This is a genomic window from Micromonospora sp. NPDC005413 (assembly GCF_040606435.1).
Classification (GTDB): Bacteria; Actinomycetota; Actinomycetes; order Mycobacteriales; family Micromonosporaceae; genus Micromonospora.
Window position 1 is genome coordinate 85,997 of record NZ_JBEXEV010000027.1, and the last position, 18,509, is coordinate 104,505.

The window sequence follows — 18,509 nt, forward strand, 5'->3', positions numbered from 1 at the left end:
GGCCGGGTGAGAGCCCGTCCCCCGTACCCTCGCATCCACCGCCTCCGGGTGGCCCTCGCGGCGTTCTGCGCGGCGCTGCTGTTCACCGCGGGTTGCAGCTTCGGCGAACCGGAGCCCGACCCGGCCGGTGAGCCGCCCAACCTGCCCACCCCGTCCGCCTCGGCGAGCCCCGGCGGCGCCGGCCAGCAGGCGGTGGCGACCGTGCTCGCCAAGGGTCTGCGGGTGCCCTGGGCCATCGCCTTCCTGCCGGACGGCGGCGCGCTGGTCACCGAACGGGACAACGGCCGGATTCTCCAGGTCGGCCCCGAGTCCGGGCCGGACGGGCTGCGGGTCCGCGCGGTGCAGACGATCCCCGACGTGGCGGCGGCGGGCGAGGGCGGCCTGCTCGGCATCGCCGTCTCCCCCAGTTACGCCAAGGACCGCACGGTCTTCGTCTACTACACCGCCGAGCAGGACAACCGGGTCGCCCGGCTGCAACTCGGCGGGCAGCCCACCCCGATCCTCACCGGCATCCCCAAGGCCAGTGTGCACAACGGTGGCGGGCTGGGTTTCGGCCCGGACGGGCAGCTCTACGTCAGCACGGGTGACGCCGGTCAGCGCCCCCTCTCCCAGGACGTGAAGAGCCTCGGCGGCAAGATCCTGCGGATCACCCCGGACGGCAAGCCCGCCGCGGGCAATCCGTACCCCGGTTCTCCGGTCTGGTCACAGGGCCACCGCAACGTCCAGGGCTTCACCTGGGACGCCGCCAAGCGGATGTACGCCGTCGAGTTCGGCCAGAACACGTGGGACGAGATCAACCAGATCACCAAGGGCGGCAACTACGGCTGGCCGGAGGTCGAGGGGCGGGCCGGCGACAAGCGGTACACCGACCCGATCACGCAGTGGGGGACCTCCGACGCGTCCTGCTCCGGTCTGGCAGCCACGGACCGGCTGCTGGTCACCGGCTGCCTGCGCGGCAAGCGCCTCTGGGTGATGGAGCTGACCGACACCGGTACGCTGCTGGGTCAGCCCAGTGAGCTGCTCACCAACCGGTACGGCCGACTGCGCGCGGTGGCCGCGGCACCGGACGGGTCGCTCTGGGTGAGCACCTCCAACCACGACGGGCGGGGCAACCCGGCGGCTGAGGACGATCGACTCCTGCGGGTGGTCTTCGCGGGCGGCGACGGCGGTCGCAGCTGACCTTCATCACCATCCGTTCGGGTTTACCAAGATCTTCCGACGGGCAGGTCAGAATTTCAGCATGGACGGGCAGCGCGACGAGGAGCACGACGCCGCCGGTGACCGGGACGACCCCGTGACCGGCGGTGATCGGCCACGCCCGACGGGCTCGCGGGTCGGGCCCGGCCCCCTGCGCCGCATCGGGCTGATCGTCGCCGTCCTCGCCGTGGCCCTGACCGGGGCGGTGCTCGGGGTGCTGGCCGGCGGCCAGGTGGACACCGACATCGGGCCGTTCCGGGCCAACCTCAGCATCTCCCCCGCCCGTGACGGCGGCACGACGGTCGACATACCGCCGCTCGGCGCGCTGCAACTCGACAGCCACGACGGGCCGACCCACCTCACCGTGCGGCTGGGCGCACTCGACCAGGGGCGCACGGAGGCGCTGCTCGACGACCCGGCCAGCATCAGCCGGGCCAGCCAGAGCGCCGTGGAGGACGTCCGCTCCGGGGTGATGCGACTCGGCCTGCGGACCCTCGGGGCGTCGGTGCTGGTCACCCTGATCCTGGCCGGCCTGATCTTCCGGAACGTCCGACGGACCGCCTGGGCGGGAGGGCTGGCGCTGCTGATCACCGCCGGCAGCCTCGGCACGGCGGCGGCCACCCTGCGTCCCCAGGCGATCGAGGAACCACGCTACGAGGGGCTGCTGGTCAACGCGCCGGCCATCGTCGGTGACGCCCGCCGGATCGCCAACGACTACACCAAGTACGCCGAGCAGTTGCAACGTCTGGTCGGCAACGTCAGCCAGCTCTACACCACGGTCTCGGCGCTCCCGGTGTACGAGCCGGCACCGGGCACCACCCGGGTCCTGCACGTCTCCGACATGCACCTCAACCCGACCGGCTGGCAGCTGATCCGGACGGTGGTGGAGCAGTTCGGCATCGACGTGGTGATCGACACCGGCGACATCACCGACTGGGGCAGCGAGCCGGAGGCGTCCTTCGTCGGCTCGATCGGCCTGCTGAAGAAGCCGTACGTCTTCATCCGGGGCAACCACGACTCGGGCCGGACCGGCGCCGCGGTGGCCCGCCAACCGAACGCGATCGTGCTGAACAACTCGACGACCACGGTCGCCGGGCTGACCATCGCCGGCATCGGCGACCCGCGCTTCACGCCGGACAAGAACACCTCCCCGGCCGGCAGCGGGCTGACCCAGCAGGTGGCCGACCAGGTGATCGGGGCCGGCGAGCAACTCGCCACCACGGTGCGCCGCTCACCGCAGCCGGTGAACATCGCGCTGGTGCACGACCCGGCGTCCGCCGGGCCACTCGCCGGCACGTGCCCGCTGGTGCTGGCCGGGCACACCCACGCTCGGCAGGTCTCCAAGCTGCCCCAGGCACCCGGGCAGCAGCCCACCACGCTGATGGTGGAGGGCTCCACCGGCGGCGCCGGGCTGCGCGGCCTGGAGGGTGAGAAACCGACCCCGCTGTCGATGAGCGTGCTCTACTTCGACCAGCAGAAGATGCTCCAGGCGTACGACGACATCACCGTCGGCGGCACCGGGCAGGCCCAGGTCAACCTGGAACGGCACGTGGTGGAAGCCCCATCCGTAGCCACCCCCACGCCCACCCCCACCCCCACCCCGACCCGGTGAGCGCGGGCCGGGGCGGCAGCGTCGGGGTCAGCGCAGAGCGAGGGCGGCCAGGGCGGCGTTGACGATGCTGCCGGGCAGCAGGTCGTGCAACTCGTACAGCTCGGCGACGGTGCCGGACTGGCCGAACTCGTCGACCCCCAGCGGCACCGCCGGTGCGCCGAGCGCCGAACCGAGCCAGGCCATCGCGTGCGACGCGGCGTCGTGCACGGTCACCACCGGCACCCGGTCGGCGAACGCGGACCGCAGGGCACCCGGAACGCTCGGCACCGTGGCGGTCCGCACGCCCTGACGCAGGGTGCGCTGCCAGGCCCGGTAGAGCCGGTCCAGCGAGGTCACGTCCACCACGTGCGCGGCGATCCCCTCTTCGGCCAGCTCCGCCGCGGCGGTCAGCACCTCGGGCAGCACCGCGCCGGAGGCGGCCAGTTGCACCACCGGGGCGTCCGCCAGGTGCGGGTATGCCTGATGCGCGTCGACCAGCCGGTACGCCCCGGCGACCACCTGCCGGCGCAGCACCGCGTCACCGAGCCGGGCCCGGGCCGCCTCGAACGGCGCCTGGTCCAGCGGTCGGGTGCTCAACCGGAAGTAGTACGCCCCGTCCTCGGCGGGCGCGGCGGTCGCGGCCGGTGCCGACCCACCGGCGATCTGCCCGAGCGCGTCGCAGAGCAGCCAGTCCAGGCTGCCGGCGTACGCAGGCTCGACGAACGTCACGCCGGGCAGCTCCAGGCCGACCGAGGCGGTGATGGTGGACTGGTGGGCGCCGCCCTCCGGGGCCAGGGTGATGCCCGACGGGGTGCCGGCCACCACGAACCGGGAACCGGAGTACGTGCCGTACAGGAACGCGTCCAGGCCCCGCAGCACGAACGGGTCGTAGACCGTGCCCACCGGCAGCAGGGGCTGCCCGGACAGGTCCCACGAAAGGCCGAGCTGGCCGAGCAGCAGGAAGAGGTTCATCTCCGAGATGCCCAGCTCGATGTGCTGCCCAGCGGGGCTCTCGGTCCAGCGCAGCATCCGGTCCTCGGTCCAGGAACGCTGCTCGGTCGGCGCGAACACGCCGGTCTTGTTGATGAACCCGGCCAGGTTGGTGGAGGTGGCCACGTCCGGGGCGGTGGTCACCAGGTAGGGGCCCACTTCCCGGTCCCGAGCCAGGTCCACCAGCACCCGACCGAAGACCTCCTGCGTGGAGATCGGCTTGGTTGCGCGTACTCCTGTGCTCTCCGGAACGGTGACCCCCAGCGCGCGCTCGCGGGGCGCGCGGGACAGCGCCTCGCGGCGGGCGCCGGCCCGGATGCCGGCCGGTGACGCCGGGTCGAGGCGGTCCCACTCGGTTTCGCGGGTCAGCCCCTGCGCGGCGCGCAACGTGTCGACCTGCTCCGAGCTGAGCAGCGCGGAATGGTTGCGCGGGTTGCCGGCGATGGGCAGACCCCACCCCTTGACGGTGTACGCGAAGACGACGCTGGGCCGGTCGGTGACCGCGTCGCACTGGGCGTACGCGTCGAGCATCGCCGACAGGTCGTGCCCGCCCAGGTCGGTGACGAGTGGGCCCAGCTCGTCGTCGGCGACGTCGGCGATCAGCTCGGTGATGCCGGCCGGCGCGCCGTCCAGGAACTGCTTGCGCAGCGCCGGGCCGGTCAGCCCGAACAGCGACTGGTACTGCTCGTTGGGCATCGCGTCGATCCAGTCGCGCAACGCCTCGCCGCCCGGCCGCGCGTACGCCTCGGCGAGCCGACGGCCGTACTTGACCTCCACGACGTGCCAGCCGGCCGCCTCGAACTGACCGCGCCACTGGTTGATCCGGATGCCGGGCACCACCCGGTCCAGCGACTGCCGGTTGAAGTCGACCAGCCACATGACGTTGCCCAGGCCGGTGGTCGCCGGGTCGGCCACCGCCTCCCAGATGTTGCCCTCGTCCAGCTCGGCGTCACCGATCAGCGCCACGAACCGGGAGTGCGGCCGGGCGCCGAAGTGGGCGTCGACGTAGCGCCGGGTGGCGGCGGCGAAGAGCGGAGCCGCCGCGCCGAGACCCACCGAGCCGGTGGAGAAGTCCACCTCGTCGGGGTCCTTGGTGCGCGACGGGTAGGACTGAAGGCCGCCACGGGCCCGCAGCCGGGGCAGGTAGGAACGGTCCAGGTTGCCGAGCAGGTACTGGATGGCGTGGAACACCGGGGAGGCGTGCGGCTTCACCGCGACCCGGTCCTCGGCGTCCAGGTGCGCGAACCAGAGCGCGGTCATCGCCGTGACCAGGGAGGCGCTGGACGCCTGGTGCCCACCGACCTTGACCCCGTCGCCGGTGGCTCGGTCGTGGTTGGCGGCGTCCACGATCCGGGTGGCGAGCCAGAGCACCCGCCGCTGGATCCCGTCGAGCACATCGAGGTCGTCGTGGTTCACGGTGGCTCCATCCGGGCGTCACCGTTGACGCCTTCGCGAGGGGGACGCGGGGTGGCCGCGTACGCGACCGGGGTGGCAGGCCGCCGCCGGTTCACGGCGACGGCCTGCTCCGGGTGGGTCTCAGCCCTGGACGCCGAGGCGCTCCAGGATCAGCGCGCGGAGAGTCGACGCGTCAGCCTGGCCGCGGGTGGTCTTCATGACCGCGCCGACCAGCGCACCGACCGCGGCGACCTTGCCGCTGCGGATCTTGTCGGCGATGCCGGGGTTCGCGGCGATCGCCTCGTCCACGGCGGCGGTGAGCGCGCCGGTGTCCGACACGACCTCCAGGCCCCGGTTGGTCATGATCTCGGTGGGTGAGCCCTCACCGTCGACCACGCCCTCCAGCACCGTACGAGCCATCTTGTCGTTGAGCGAGCCTGCGTCGACCAGGCCCTGCAGCTCGGCGACCTGGGCGGGGGTGGCACCGATATCGGCCAGCTCCACGCCGCTCTCGTTGGCCCGGCGGGACAGCTCACCGAGCCACCACTTGCGGGCCGCCGCCGGGGTGGTGCCGGCCGCCACGGTGGCCTCGATCAGCTCGACCGCGCCGGCGTTCAGCACCGACTGCATGTCCAGGTCGGAGAGCCCCCACTGCTGCTGGAGCCGACGCCGGTGCACCCGGGGCAGCTCCGGTAGGGCGGCCTTCAGCTCGGCGACCCAGGCCGGGTCCGGGGCGATCGGCACCAGATCCGGCTCCGGGAAGTACCGGTAGTCGGTGGCGGTCTCCTTCGAGCGGCCCGAGGTGGTGTCACCGCTGTCCTCGTGGAAGTGCCGGGTCTCCTGGATGATCCGGCCGCCCGCGTCGAGCACCGACGCCTGCCGCAGCATCTCCGAGCGGACCGCCCGCTCCACCGAGCGCAGCGAGTTGACGTTCTTGGTCTCGGTGCGGGTGCCCCACTCCTGCCCCGGCAGGTTGAGCGAGGTGTTCACGTCGCAGCGCAGCGAACCCTCCTCCATCCGCACGTCCGAGACGCCGAGGGTGCGGATCACGTCCCGCAGCTCGGTGACGTACGCCTTGGCCACGTCGGGCGCCAGCGCACCGGTGCCCGGAATGGGCTTGGTGACGATCTCGACCAGCGGAATGCCGGCCCGGTTGTAGTCGACCAGCGACTCGGTCGCGCCCTGGATGCGACCGGTGGCACCACCGACGTGCAGCGTCTTGCCGGTGTCCTCCTCGAGGTGCACCCGCTCGATCTCGATCCGCACCGTCTCGCCGTTGACCTCGACGTCCAGGTAACCGTCGACGCAGATCGGCTCGTCGTACTGGCTGATCTGGAAGTTCTTCGGCATGTCCGGGTAGAAGTAGTTCTTCCGGGCGAACCGGCACCACTCGGCGATCGAGCAGTTCAGTGCCAGGCCGATCCGGATGATCGCCTCGATGGCGGCCTTGTTGGCCACCGGCAGCGAGCCGGGCAGGCCCAGGCACACCGGGCAGACCCGGGTGTTCGGCTCGCCACCGAAGTCGGTCGGGCAACCACAGAACATCTTGGTGTTCGTGCCCAGCTCGACGTGGGTCTCCAGGCCGATCACCGGTTCGTAGCGCGCGACGACCTCGTCGTACGCGGGCAGCGTCGTCGTCATCTGGGCTCCTGCCTCACAGTGCCGGTGGGGTGAACGTGCCGACCGCGGACTCCAGCGCGGCGGCGACCCGGTACATCCGGTCGTCGGCCATCGTCGGGGCCATCACCTGCAGGCCGACGGGCAGCCCCTCGGAGAGGCCGCAGGGCACCGAGATGCCCGGCCCGCCGTACAGGTTGGTCGGGATGGTGAACAGGTCGGCCAGGTACATCTGGTACGGGTCCGAGGTGCGCGCCCCCATCGGGAACGCCACGGTCGGGGTGGTCGGCGAGATCAGCGCGTCGACCCGCTCGAACGCGGCGGTGAAGTCCCGGGTGATCAGCGTACGAACCTTCTGCGCCTGCCCGTAGTACGCGTCGTAGTAACCCGACGACAGCGCGTACGTGCCGATCATGATGCGGCGCTTGACCTCCGGGCCGAAGCCGGCCTCCCGGGTCAGCGACATGACCTCCTCCAGCGACCGGTTGCCGTCGTCGCCGACCCGCAGGCCGAACCGGACGCCGTCGAACCGGGCCAGGTTGGAGGAGCACTCGCTCGGCGCGATCAGGTAGTACGCCGGCAACGCGTACGCGAACGTCGGGCAGGACACCTCGACGATCTCCGCACCCATCTTCGCGAGGGCGTCCACCGACTCGCGGAACGCGGCCATCACGCCCGGCTCGGCACCCTCGCCGACGAACTCGCTCACGATGCCGAGCCGCACACCGGTCAGGTCGCCGGTCGCGCCGAGCTTCGCCGCCGCCACCACGTCCGGCACCGGCTGCGGGATCGAGGTGGAGTCACGCGGGTCGTGCCCGCCGATCACCTGGTGCAGCAGGGCCGCGTCGAGCACGGTACGGGCGCACGGGCCGGGAGTGTCCAGCGACGAGGAGAAGGCGACCAGCCCGTAGCGGGAGGTGCCGCCGTAGGTGGGCTTCGCACCCACGGTGCCGGTGACCGCGCCGGGCTGGCGGATCGAGCCGCCGGTGTCCGAGCCGATCGCCAACGGCGCCTCGTACGCGGCCAGCGCGGCCGCGCTGCCACCACCCGAGCCACCCGGGATCCGGCTCAGGTCCCACGGGTTGTGCGTCGGGCCGTACGCCGAGTATTCGGTGGAGGAGCCCATCGCGAACTCATCCATGTTGGTCTTGCCGAGCATCACCGTGCCGGCTTCGCGCAGCCGCTGCACGATCGTCGCATCGTACGGCGGGCGCCAGCCCTCCAGGATCTTCGACCCCACGGTGGTCGGTACGCCCCGCGTGGCGAGCACGTCCTTGACCGCGACCGGAACACCGGCCAGCGGGCCCAGCTCCTCGCCGGCGGCCCGGCGCTCGTCCACCGCGCGGGCCGCGGCGAGCGCGCCGTCGCTGTCGACGTGCAGGAAGGCGTGCACCTGGTCGTCGACCGCGGCGATCCGGTCCAGGTGGGCCCGGGTCACCTCGACGGCGGAGGTCTCGCCCCCGGCGACCAGGGCCGCGATCTCCGTCGCGGTCATTCTGATGAGATCGCTCATGCCGTCACTCCGCTTCGCTCCGTGACGCCATGAGGCACCACCGCGCTGCACTGCTGATTCGCTCGCTGGCGCTCGCTCATGAGGCCACATCCTCGCTCAGGATCCGCGGTACGCGGAACCGCTGGTCCTCGGCGTCCGGTGCGCCCGACAGCACCTCCTGCGGGGTCAGGCACGGCGTGACGACGTCCTCCCGCAGGATGTTGGTCAGCGGCACCGAGTGCGAGGTCGGCGGGATGTCCGCGGCGGCGACCTCGCCGACCTGGGCGACCGCCTGGAGGATCACGTCGAGCTGGCCGGCGAACGTGTCCAGCTCCTCCTCGGTGACGGCGAGCCGCGACAGGCGCGCCAGGTGCGCGACCTCCTCGCGGGAGATGGCGGCCATCCGTGCCCCCTTCTGATGTCCTGCTGGTCGGGCGGTGTGCCGGCCGCGCGACGGGTGGAGTGTGACGCGCGGTGACCGGAGCGAGTCTATTGTTCCGCTCCGGTGCCGCGTCCCCGACTCCCCCTCCGCCGGCCCGTGCGCCGGGTCAGCGGGTGGGACGACGGCCGCCGTCCGGCTCCGGGCCGCCGGTCGGGCGGACCGGCCGGTACCGGGCCAGCCAGGTGACCAGCTCCTCGGCGGGCATCGGTCGGGCGTAGAACCAGCCCTGCGCGGCGTCGCAGCCGGCGGCGTGCAGCATCCGCCAGGTCCGCTCGTCCTCCACGCCCTCGGCGACCACCCGCAGCCCCAGCGCGCCGGCCAGCTCGATCATCGACCGGACGATCGCCGCGTCGTCGGCGTCCTCGGCCATGCCGAGCACGAACGATCGGTCCACCTTCACCTCGGACAGCGGCAACCGGCGTAGGTGCTGCAGGGAGGAATAGCCGGTGCCGAAGTCGTCCAGCGCGATGGCCACCCCGATCCGGTGCAGCCGGGAGATGGTGGCCAGCACCCGGCGCGGGTCGGCCATCAGGGCGCCTTCGGTGATCTCCAGTTGCAGCCGCTCGGCCGGCACCTGGTAGCGGGCCAGCCGGTCGGCGATCTGGTCGGCGATCTCGCCGGTGTGCAGGTCGCGCACGCTCACGTTGAGCGCCGCGCGCAGGCCGATGCCGGCCGCCGACCACTTGGCGAGTTGCTCCACCACGTCGTCGACCACACGACGGGTGAGCAGCCGCATCACCGCGCTCTGCTCGGCGACCCGGATGAGTTCCTCCGGGTCGACCATGCCCCGCCGTGGGTGTCGCCAGCGCAGCAGGGCCTCGACGCCGACCACCTCGCCGGTCGCGATGGCGATCTGCGGCTGGTAATACATGGTGATCTCTCCGGCGTCGCCGGCCGGCTCACCGTCGGCGTGCGCCCAGCCGGTCGCTTCGAGCGGTTGCGCCCGGATGCCCGGCCCGACGTCACGCCGCGGCCCGTTGCCGCCGTTGCCCATCGCGGGCACCGCGCTCCCGTTCGGCGACCGCCGACCGTTCCCGGCCCCGGCGCGTCGCTCCCGGGCCGGGCCCGGGCGGGTGCCGGTGACCGTGGCTCGGGCGTTGCGGCCCCGGATCGGGTCGGCTCCGGTGGCGATCCGGTTGATCAGCTCATCGGCGTGCGCCAGCTCGGCGTCGGTCCGCCGACGGCGCCCCCACCACCGGCCGCCGGCTGGCGGCGCCGTGGCGATCGCCGGCACCGGCTCCGCGTGTGGCGCGGCCTCGGCCGGGCCTCCGGTGGGCAGCGCCGCCCCGTCACCGCCGCGCACCTCCGCTGTCGCGGCGAGGGGTACGTCGACCACCCGCTCCGGGCCGGCCACCTCACCCGGCACGCCGTCCCGGCCGTGCCCGTCGGCCTGCTCGGCGGCACCCTCGACGTGCCCCTGACCCAGCGGCTCGGCGTCGAACAGCCCGTCGGCCGACGGGCTGGACTCCAGCACCCGGCGCAGATCGGCGAGGAGGCCGAGTCGCTCGGCGGAGTTGTGGTCGGACTCGGGGGCGTAGACGGCCACCGTGTCGTTGCGGTGCTTGGCGTCGTACATCGCCACGTCGGCGTGGCGCATCAGGGTGGCGAAGTCCTCGCCGTGCTCGGGGAAGAGGGCGATCCCGATCGACCCGCCCACATCCAGCGGCAACCCGTCCAGTGGCACCGGCTCGGCCAGCGCCTGGACCACCCGGTCGGCCAACTCACGCGCCTGAGCGACGTCGGTCAGCCCGGTCATCACGATGGCGAACTCGTCGCCGCCGAGCCGGGCGATCATCTGCGGTCGGGGCCGCACGTCGGTGAGTCGGGCGCTGACCTCGACCAGCAGCCGGTCGCCCACGGCGTGCCCCAGGGCGTCGTTGACGTTCTTGAAACGGTCCAGGTCGATCAGCAGCAGCGCCAGCTGCCCGTCGGGTTCGCCGCGGGCCGTCCGCTCGGCATGCAGGTGCACCTGCTCCGCCACCTCGGCCAGCAGGGCCTTGCGGTTGGGCAGACCGGTCAGCGGGTCGGCGGCGGCGAGGTGCTGCTGTTCGACGGTCAGCCGGGCCATCCGGTAGACGGCGAAGAGCGGCACCAGCACCAGCGGAATCAGCGCCGCGCTGACACGCGCAGCGGCGACCAGCACCGGGGCGAGGAGCAGCAGTGAACCGGTGGAGAGCAGCTCGAAGCCGAGGCCCTGGCGGAGGGTGGGCCACCACCGGTCACCGAAGCGCAGCCGCACCGCCCAGCTGACCAGCCCGTAGTTGACGACGAACCAGGCCAGCGTGGCCCCTCCGACGGCAGCCACGTCGGTCCAGTGCAACTGGCCGCCGGAGAAGATGGTGCCGGGCCCGAGCTGGATGACCCCGTACGCGGCGGCGAGGGCGCACGCGTACTGGCCGACGTTGAACGCCGTCCGCCACACCGCGTGCCGCATCCGCCAACCCGAGACGAGCACCCCCACCGCCTGCACCACCACCGCCGGGCCGAGGCCCCAGCCGAGCAGGATCGCGAAGGTGAAGCAGGTGGACGGGAACACCGCGGAGGTCTGCCGGCGCCCCGGCGGGACGAACGGGCGGGCGTCGCAGACCACGGCCAGCGCGGCCATCGTCCAGAACGCCACCGGCAGCCGGGACACCTCGCCAGTGAGCGTCGCGAGTGGAACGGCGGCAGTCAGCGCCGCGACCACCAGGATGCCGACGACGAACGTGGCGAACGGTGCCACCCGTCCCGGGGGGAGCGAGTTGCGTGGGTCGGCGACCTCCACCACACCTCCCGACCGACCGTCGGCGTGCCGGTGCGCGCCGTGACCCAATGAAACGCCCTCGGCCCCTGGTTTCCCGGTATGACAGTCACGAATCGGTCGTAGTCGTAATTAAGTTGGTATACGCGGCCAGTCGCCGCGTCGAGCCGCCAGCGGGGTCAGCCACCCAGCTGGGCGACCTCCCGTGCGGCGTCCGGACCCGCCTCCAGTAGCAGCCGGAACCCGGCCTCGTCGAGCACCGGCACCTTGAGGCTGACCGCCTTGTCGGCCTTGGACCCGGGGTTGTCCCCCACGATCACGAAGCTCGTCTTCTTGGAGACCGACCCGCTGACCTTGCCGCCCCGGGTCTCCACGGCCTCGGCGGCCTGGTCCCGCGAGAAGCCGGCGAGCGTGCCGGTGACCACCAGGGTCATCCCCTGCAAGGGGCGCGGCCCCTCGTCGATCTCGTCCTCTGCCATCCGGACGCCGGCCTCGGCCCACTTGCGGACGACCGCACGGTGCCAGTCCACCGCGAACCACTCGCGGAGGCTGGCCGCGATGGTCGGCCCGACCCCGTCGACCGAGGACAGCTCCTCCTCCGTGGCCGCGTCGATGGCGTCCATCGACCGGAAGTGCCGGGCGAGCGCCCGGGCCGCGGTGGGGCCGACGTGCCGGATGGAGAGTGCCACCAGCACCCGCCACAGTTCGCGCTCCCGGGCGACCGCCAGATTGTCCAGCAACTTGACGGCGTTGCTGCCCAGGGTGCCGTCCTTGTTGACGAAGAACGGGGACCGGGACAGCTGCTCGGCGTCGAGCTGAAAGAGATCGCCCTCGTCGGTGATGATCTGCGCGTCCAGCAGCGCCCCCGCGCCCTTGTAGCCGAGCACCTCGATGTCGAACGCGCCCCGGCCGGCAAGGTGGAACACCCGCTCCCGAAGCTGCGCCGGGCAGCTGTGGGTGTTGGGGCAGCGGATGTCGACGTCGCTCTCCTTGGCAGGGGCGAGCGGGGTGCCGCAGGACGGGCACGTGGTGGGCATCACGAACGGACGGGCATCGGCGGGGCGCAGGTCGACCACCGGGCCGAGCACCTCGGGGATCACATCACCGGCCTTGCGCACCACCACCGTGTCGCCGATCAGCACGCCCTTACGCTCCACCTCGCGGGCGTTGTGCAGCGTGGCCTGGGCGACCGTCGAGCCCGCCACGTGCACCGGCTCCAGCACCGCGAACGGGGTGACCCGGCCGGTGCGCCCGACACCGACCTCGATGTCGAGCAGCTTGGTGGTGACCTCCTCCGGCGGGTACTTGAAGGCGATCGCCCAGCGCGGGGCGCGACTGGTCGACCCGAGCCGGCCCTGGATGGAGACCGGGTCGACCTTGACCACCACCCCGTCGATCTCGTGCTCGACGTCGTGCCGGTGCTCGGCGTAGTAGGCGATGTATTCCGCCACGCCGGCCAGATCCGGGACGACCCGCCACCGGTCGCTGGTCGGCAACCCCCACGACCTGAGCGCGGCGTACGACTCGGACTGGGCCGTGGGCTGGAACCCACGGCGGGCACCGATGCCGTGCACCACCAGGCGCAGCGGCCGGGAGGCGGTGACCCGTGGGTCCTTCTGCCGCAGGCTGCCCGCGGCGGCGTTGCGGGGGTTGGCGAACGGCGCCTTGCCCTGCTCCACCAGACCCGCGTTGAGGTCGGCGAACGCGGCGATCGGGAAGTAGATCTCGCCCCGGACCTCCAGCAGCTCGGGGATGTCCGGGAATTCGGCGGACGGGGCGAGCTGGCCGGGCAGGTCCCGGATGCTGCGCACGTTGGCGGTGACGTCCTCACCGGTGCGGCCGTCACCCCGGGTGGCCGCCCGGACCAGCCGGCCGCTCTCGTAGGTCAGGTTGATCGCCAGCCCGTCGACCTTCAGCTCGCACAGGTAGGGCACCGGGCCACCGGCGTCCCGCTCGACCCGCTCGGCCCAGGCCGCCAACTCCTCGTCGGCGAAGGCGTTGTCGAGCGAGAGCATGCGCTCGGCATGGGTGACCGGGGTGAAGTCGGTGGAGAACGTGCCGCCCACCCGCTGGGTCGGCGAATCCGGCGTCCGCAGTGCCGGAAACTCCCCCTCCAGTGCCTCCAGCTCGCGCAACTGCTTGTCGAACTCGGCGTCGGCGACGGTCGGCGCGTCCAGCACGTAGTAACGGTATTGATGCTCGGTCAGCTCACGGCTGAGCGTGGCGTGCCGCTCCCGCGCCTGCGGCGTCGGCTCGGCACCGGCCGCCGCTTCCTGAGCTGGGCTGACCTGCTGACCGATCTGCTCCTCGGACACCCCGCCACCTTCGGACACGCCTGCGACCTCCCTGATCACGCTACTCCGGCACGGTATCGGTCCGGTGGGACAATCCGTCGCCCACCCGCGCCGGGAGCCACCTCCCCCGCCGGCACATGGCGCGCTGAGGAGTGCTCACAGCCCTGACCGACCCGGTGTGTGGGTGGTGGCATGAACGGCGGCCTGGGACGTGGCGTGCGAGGATCGCTGGACGATGCGGCCGGTGGGCCGCCGAGAGGCGGAGGTACCGATGGCCGAGGCGCTGCTCTGGGCGGGGGCGATCCTGCTGGCGGTGGCCGCCGGCTGGGCGTGGAACAGTTGGCGGCACCGGGTGACCACCCGAGGCTCGGGCACCCGACCGGGTCGGCGTGCCACCACCCGCACCGGTGGTCGTCGTCCCGCCCCGCCACGGCCACGTGGGGCCGACCGACCGTCCGCGAAGCCCCGACCGCGCGACACCGACCGGGTGGCGGGCACCCCGGCGCCGGGCGAGATCTGGTGGGCCGACGTGCCGTACGCCGACGGCAGCGGGTCGAAGGTCCGGCCGTGTCTGGTGCTGCGCGTGGACTCCCGGGGCGCGGACGTCCTGAAGATCACCAGCCAGGACAAGAGCGACCGGGACGACCACGTGCGGATTCCCACCCGGGACTGGGATCCCGACGCGGAGCACGACAGCTACCTCAGCCTGACCGAGCCGATCCACATCAGGTCGGCCGCCTTCGCCGACCACGCCGGCCGCTGCGACGCCGACCTGTGGCGGAAGGTCCGCAGCCTGCGTCACCTGCCTACCCACTGACCGCACTCGGGGACCTTCCCGGGCCGGGCCCCGGAGGGTCAGTCCCAGGCGGCGCCGAGCGTGGCGAGCTGGTCGGCGTACTCGATGCGGTCGGCCCAACTGGATGGCCAGGCAGCCATTCCGACGGCCGCGCCCACGAACGCGCCCGCCAGGGCGGCGATCGAGTCGGAGTCGCCGGCGGTGGTCGCGCCCCGGGCGAGCGCCGCGACCGGGTCGTCGGCATGTCGTACGGCGCAGAGCAACGCGGTGGCCAGCGCCTCCTCGGCCACCCAGCCCTCCCCGGTGGCCCGGCACGGGTCAACGCCGTCGTCCGGTTGCCGCAGAGCGTTCGTCAGTCGGCCCAGCACCGCCAGGCACTCGTCCCAGCCCCGGGCGATGAACGCCTCCGGGGTGCGGGCCTCGGCACGCTGCCAGAGGTCACCCAGCCACTGCTCCCGGTATTCCAGGCGCTGGGCCAGCGCCCGCTCGGTGAGAACCGCGGGAAGCTCAGCCAGCGTGGCGCCCCCACGCAGCGCGAAGACCGCGTACGCGGTGAGCTCGCTGGCCGCCAGCCCGGTCGGGTGGCCATGGGTCAACCCGGCCTGCAACTGGGCCAACCCGGCCAGCGTGTCCAGGTCCACGTCGAGCAACCCCACCGGGGTGACCCGCATGTTGGCCCCGCACCCCTTCGACCCGACCACGGTCGCCTCCTGCCACCGCAGCCCACGGCTCAGCTCGGCGCAGGCGCGCAGACAGGTCATCCCCGGGGCACGGTTGTTGTCGGGGCTGACCGCCCAGGCCAGGAAGCGCCGCCGCAGCAGCGGCTCCACCGCTTCCGGGGTGAGCGACGGCGCCTCGTGCAGAGCCCAGCCCACCGCCAGCCCCATCTGGGTGTCGTCGGTGACCAGTGCCGGCTCGCCGGACAGCTCACGCGGGCCGGTCGGGCCGTACCGGTGCTCGATCTCGGCGACGGTCAGGAACTCGGTCGGCTTGCCCAGCGCATCACCGTAGGCGAGGCCGAAGAGCGAGCCGGAGGCGCGCAGCGCAAGGGTGTGGATCACGGCGGCCATGATGCCCGGCCGCCGCAACCCACACCAGGCTCAGTCCCAGCAGAGGCAGAACGGGTGGCCAGCCGGGTCCGCGTAGACCCGGAAACCCTCGCCCTCACCGGGCAGCCGTCGCGCGCCGAGCTTGAGCGCCGCACTCTCGGCGGTCTCGATGTCGTCCACCGTCACGTCGAGGTGGAACTGCTGCGGGCGCTCCGGATCCGGCCAGGCCGGGGGCCGCAGGTTGAGCGCCCGCTGGAAGGCGACGCGCGGCTGGTGCCCGGGCGGGCCGCCCAGCACCACCCACTCGTCGTCGTCGGGGTCACCCTCGACGAGAGGCACGCCGAGCAGCTCGGAGTAGAACGCCGCCAGCGCACGTGGATCGGGGCAGTCGATCACCACTGAACGTAGCTGTCCAATCATGACCGTCATCCTGCCCACCGGGTACGACAGGAAACCCTCAGTCCTCGGCGAACCGCCGACCGGCGTCCCGGCAGGCGGCGAGCACCGCCCGCGCGTACTGCGGGGTGGCGCCGGCAAGACCGCAGGCCGGGGTGACCACCACCTGCTCGGCGAGCTGCCGGCGGGGAAAGCCGAGACGGTCCCAGAGCTGGCGTACCCGGTCGGCGATCTGCGCGGAGGTCGGCGCGCCACCGGCCGACGGAGGCCGGGTCGGCGCGGCCCCGGCCAGCAACCCGAGGCCGGCGTCGATCGCCTCGCCCAGCGGGTCCAGCTCGGTGACGAGGTCCAGGTCGAGGGCGACCGCGACCGCGCCGGTGGAGCGGATCAGCTCCAGCGGCACGTCCGGGGCGCAGCAGTGCACCACCGTCGGCACGCCGACCGCCTCGACGACCGTGCGCAGCAGCGCCGCCGCGTCCACCGGATCGACCGCCCGGTACGCGCCCAGCCCGCTCTCGGTCGGCACCCGTCCGGCCAGCACGGTCGGCAGTGACGGTTCGTCCAACTGGAGCAGCACCGACGCCTGGGGCAGCCGGCGGGCGACCGCCGCGACGTGCGCGCGCAGCCCTTCGGCGAGGGAGCCGGTCAGATCGCGGACCGCGCCGGGATCGCGCAACAGGCGGCCACCGATCGGCAACTCCAGGGAGGCTGCCAGCGTGAGCGGGCCAGCGGCCTGCACCTTGATCGGCCCGGCGTACTCCTCGGCCTGCTCGGCGAGCTGGTCCAGGTCGCGTTCCATCAGGTCGCGGGCCCGGCGCAGGTCGCGGCCCGGGCGCGGGGCGACCCGCCACCGCCCGACGTACAGCTCGACGGGCAGCTCGACCAGCAGCCCGGCGCTGCGACCGATCAGGTCGGCGCCAGGGCCGCGCGCCGGCAACTCGGGCAGGTGCGGCAGCTCGGGAAGCTCACCGAGGACCACCCGCTGGGCCTCGGCGATGTCGGTGCCGGGCAGCGAACCAATTCCGGTTGCCGCGCCGGCCGGCCAGGGCCACGCCTGATCTGTCACGGCCGAAGGCTATCCCGGGGTACGCGCCGGCAGTGCGGCGACCGCGCGGTCAGCCGGTGATGGTCGCGGAGCCGAGGACCACGTCGCCGGCCGGGTCCGGCCGGTACGCCACCACAGCCTGACCGGCGGCGACACCGCGCACCGGCTGACGCAGCTCGGCGTGCAGCAGATCGCCGTCGAGGGCGACGGTCGCCGGCACCACGGCACCGTGCGCGCGCAGCTGCACCTCGCACTCGACCGGCAAGTCCGGAACTGGGCCGCCGGTCCAGACCGGACGAGCGGCACGAACCTCGGACACCTCCAGCGCCTCGGCGGGGCCGACGGTCACCGTGTTGGTCTTCGGCGTGATGGACAGCACGTAGCGCGGCCGGCCGTCCGGGGCGGGCCGGTCCAGGTGCAGCCCGCGACGCTGCCCCACCGTGTACGCGTACGCCCCGCTGTGACTGCCGACCACCGCGCCGGTGCTCGCGTCCACCACGTCGCCGGGCGCCTCGCCGAGCCGGCCGGCCAGGAAGCCGCGAGTGTCACCGTCGGCGATGAAGCAGATGTCGTGTGAGTCCGGCTTGTCGGCCACCGCCAGGCCACGCTCGGCGGCCTCCGCGCGGACCTGCGCCTTGGTCGAGTCGCCCAGCGGGAAGATCGACCGGTCCAGCTGCTCGCGGGTCAGCACGGCCAGCACGTACGACTGGTCCTTGGCCACGTCGACGCTGCGCCGCAGCAGCCCGTCCGGGCCGAGCCGGGCGTGATGGCCCGTCACCACGGCGTCGAAGCCCAGGGCCACCGCCCGGTCCAGCACCGCCGCGAACTTGATCTTCTCGTTGCAGCGCAGGCAGGGATTCGGGGTACGACCTGCGGCGTACTCGGCGACGAAGTCGTCCACCACGTCCTCGTGGAACCGGTCGGCCATGTCCCAGACGTAGAAGGGGATGCCGATCACGTCGGCGGCCCGTCGGGCGTCCCGGGAGTCCTCCAGCGTGCAGCAGCCGCGCGCCCCGGTCCGATAGGTCTGTGGATTGCGGGCCAGCGCCAGGTGCACGCCAGTCACGTCGTGCCCAGCCGCCACCGCCCGCGCCGCCGCCACGGCCGAGTCAACCCCGCCCGACATAGCCGCCAAAACCCTCACCAGCCCACGCCCCCTTCTCCACCACCCTATCCACGCCCCCGAAAACCCCACCCCACAGCCCAGGTCCCACCCCCACCCCACCCCACCCCTCCCCCCTCCTCCCCTTCGCCGCCCTCCCGCCCCGCCCGCGCCGCCCGCCGCCCTCCCCCTCCCTCCCCCCCGCCCTCCCCCTCTCGTCGATCTAGGGCAGATCGTCGTGATTGAAGATCAGCCCACGACGATTTGCCCTAGATCAACGGGGCGCGGGGCGCGGGGGCGCGGGGGCACGGGGCACGGGGCACGGGGCACGGGGCACTGGGGCGGGGGCGCGGGCGCGGGCGC

At 73.0% G+C, this 18,509-nt stretch carries 13 protein-coding genes; 3 read left to right on the top strand and 10 right to left on the bottom strand.

Translation table 11 applies throughout. The features are described from left to right. Window positions 1–6: 6 nt before the first annotated feature. A complete protein-coding gene (locus ABZS37_RS24285; protein WP_355172437.1) occupies window positions 7–1,179 on the top strand; it encodes a PQQ-dependent sugar dehydrogenase in 1,173 nt (390 codons plus the stop codon). A 61-nt stretch (window positions 1,180–1,240) separates the two neighbouring features. After that, window positions 1,241–2,809 carry a metallophosphoesterase gene (locus tag ABZS37_RS24290; RefSeq protein WP_355172439.1) on the top strand — a complete coding sequence of 523 codons (1,569 nt, stop codon included), beginning with the start codon at window positions 1,241–1,243 and terminating at the stop codon, window positions 2,807–2,809. Between the two features lie 27 nt (window positions 2,810–2,836). Here the strand turns inward: ABZS37_RS24290 and ABZS37_RS24295 are convergent, their stop codons facing one another. From ABZS37_RS24295 to ligA, 6 genes are all read right to left on the bottom strand, one after another. Continuing rightward, window positions 2,837–5,194 (bottom strand): pyruvate dehydrogenase, encoded by a 2,358-nt coding sequence (locus tag ABZS37_RS24295; protein WP_355172441.1) that lies wholly within the window; start codon window positions 5,192–5,194, stop codon window positions 2,837–2,839. A 120-nt stretch (window positions 5,195–5,314) separates the two neighbouring features. After that, window positions 5,315–6,814 carry an Asp-tRNA(Asn)/Glu-tRNA(Gln) amidotransferase subunit GatB gene (gene gatB, locus ABZS37_RS24300; RefSeq protein ID WP_355172443.1) on the bottom strand — a complete coding sequence of 500 codons (1,500 nt, stop codon included), beginning with the start codon at window positions 6,812–6,814 and terminating at the stop codon, window positions 5,315–5,317. Window positions 6,815–6,827: 13 nt separating this feature from the next. Further along, complete coding sequence (gene gatA, locus ABZS37_RS24305; RefSeq protein ID WP_355172445.1) at window positions 6,828–8,303, bottom strand: Asp-tRNA(Asn)/Glu-tRNA(Gln) amidotransferase subunit GatA; 1,476 nt, start codon at window positions 8,301–8,303, stop codon at window positions 6,828–6,830. Window positions 8,304–8,379: 76 nt separating this feature from the next. Further along, a complete protein-coding gene (gatC, locus tag ABZS37_RS24310) occupies window positions 8,380–8,685 on the bottom strand; it encodes an Asp-tRNA(Asn)/Glu-tRNA(Gln) amidotransferase subunit GatC (protein ID WP_354997065.1) in 306 nt (101 codons plus the stop codon). A 145-nt stretch (window positions 8,686–8,830) separates the two neighbouring features. Continuing rightward, window positions 8,831–11,488, bottom strand: a complete 2,658-nt coding sequence (locus tag ABZS37_RS24315) for an EAL domain-containing protein (protein WP_355172447.1) — start codon at window positions 11,486–11,488, stop codon at window positions 8,831–8,833. 155 nt (window positions 11,489–11,643) lie between these two features. Further along, the gene (gene ligA / locus ABZS37_RS24320) at window positions 11,644–13,779 is read right to left on the bottom strand and encodes an NAD-dependent DNA ligase LigA (protein ID WP_355172449.1); all 2,136 of its coding nucleotides are present in this window, start codon (window positions 13,777–13,779) and stop codon (window positions 11,644–11,646) included. Between the two features lie 250 nt (window positions 13,780–14,029). Between ligA and ABZS37_RS24325 the strand changes: the two genes are divergently transcribed. After that, window positions 14,030–14,575, top strand: coding sequence for a type II toxin-antitoxin system PemK/MazF family toxin (locus ABZS37_RS24325; RefSeq protein WP_355172451.1), 546 nt, complete (start codon window positions 14,030–14,032; stop codon window positions 14,573–14,575). 38 nt (window positions 14,576–14,613) lie between these two features. On the opposite strand, the gene ABZS37_RS24330 is transcribed toward ABZS37_RS24325, so the two are convergent. From ABZS37_RS24330 to mnmA, 4 genes are read right to left on the bottom strand one after another with little or no spacing between them, the layout of a single operon-like run. Further along, complete coding sequence (locus ABZS37_RS24330; RefSeq protein ID WP_355172453.1) at window positions 14,614–15,624, bottom strand: ADP-ribosylglycohydrolase family protein; 1,011 nt, start codon at window positions 15,622–15,624, stop codon at window positions 14,614–14,616. A gap of 30 nt (window positions 15,625–15,654) precedes the next feature. Continuing rightward, window positions 15,655–16,023 carry a VOC family protein gene (locus ABZS37_RS24335; RefSeq protein ID WP_355172455.1) on the bottom strand — a complete coding sequence of 123 codons (369 nt, stop codon included), beginning with the start codon at window positions 16,021–16,023 and terminating at the stop codon, window positions 15,655–15,657. A 37-nt stretch (window positions 16,024–16,060) separates the two neighbouring features. Beyond that, entirely contained in the window at window positions 16,061–17,065 is a 1,005-nt protein-coding gene (locus ABZS37_RS24340; protein ID WP_355172457.1) for a methionine synthase, read from the bottom strand. 49 nt (window positions 17,066–17,114) lie between these two features. Further along, window positions 17,115–18,188 (bottom strand): tRNA 2-thiouridine(34) synthase MnmA, encoded by a 1,074-nt coding sequence (gene mnmA / locus ABZS37_RS24345; protein WP_355172459.1) that lies wholly within the window; start codon window positions 18,186–18,188, stop codon window positions 17,115–17,117. Window positions 18,189–18,509 lie beyond the last annotated feature (321 nt).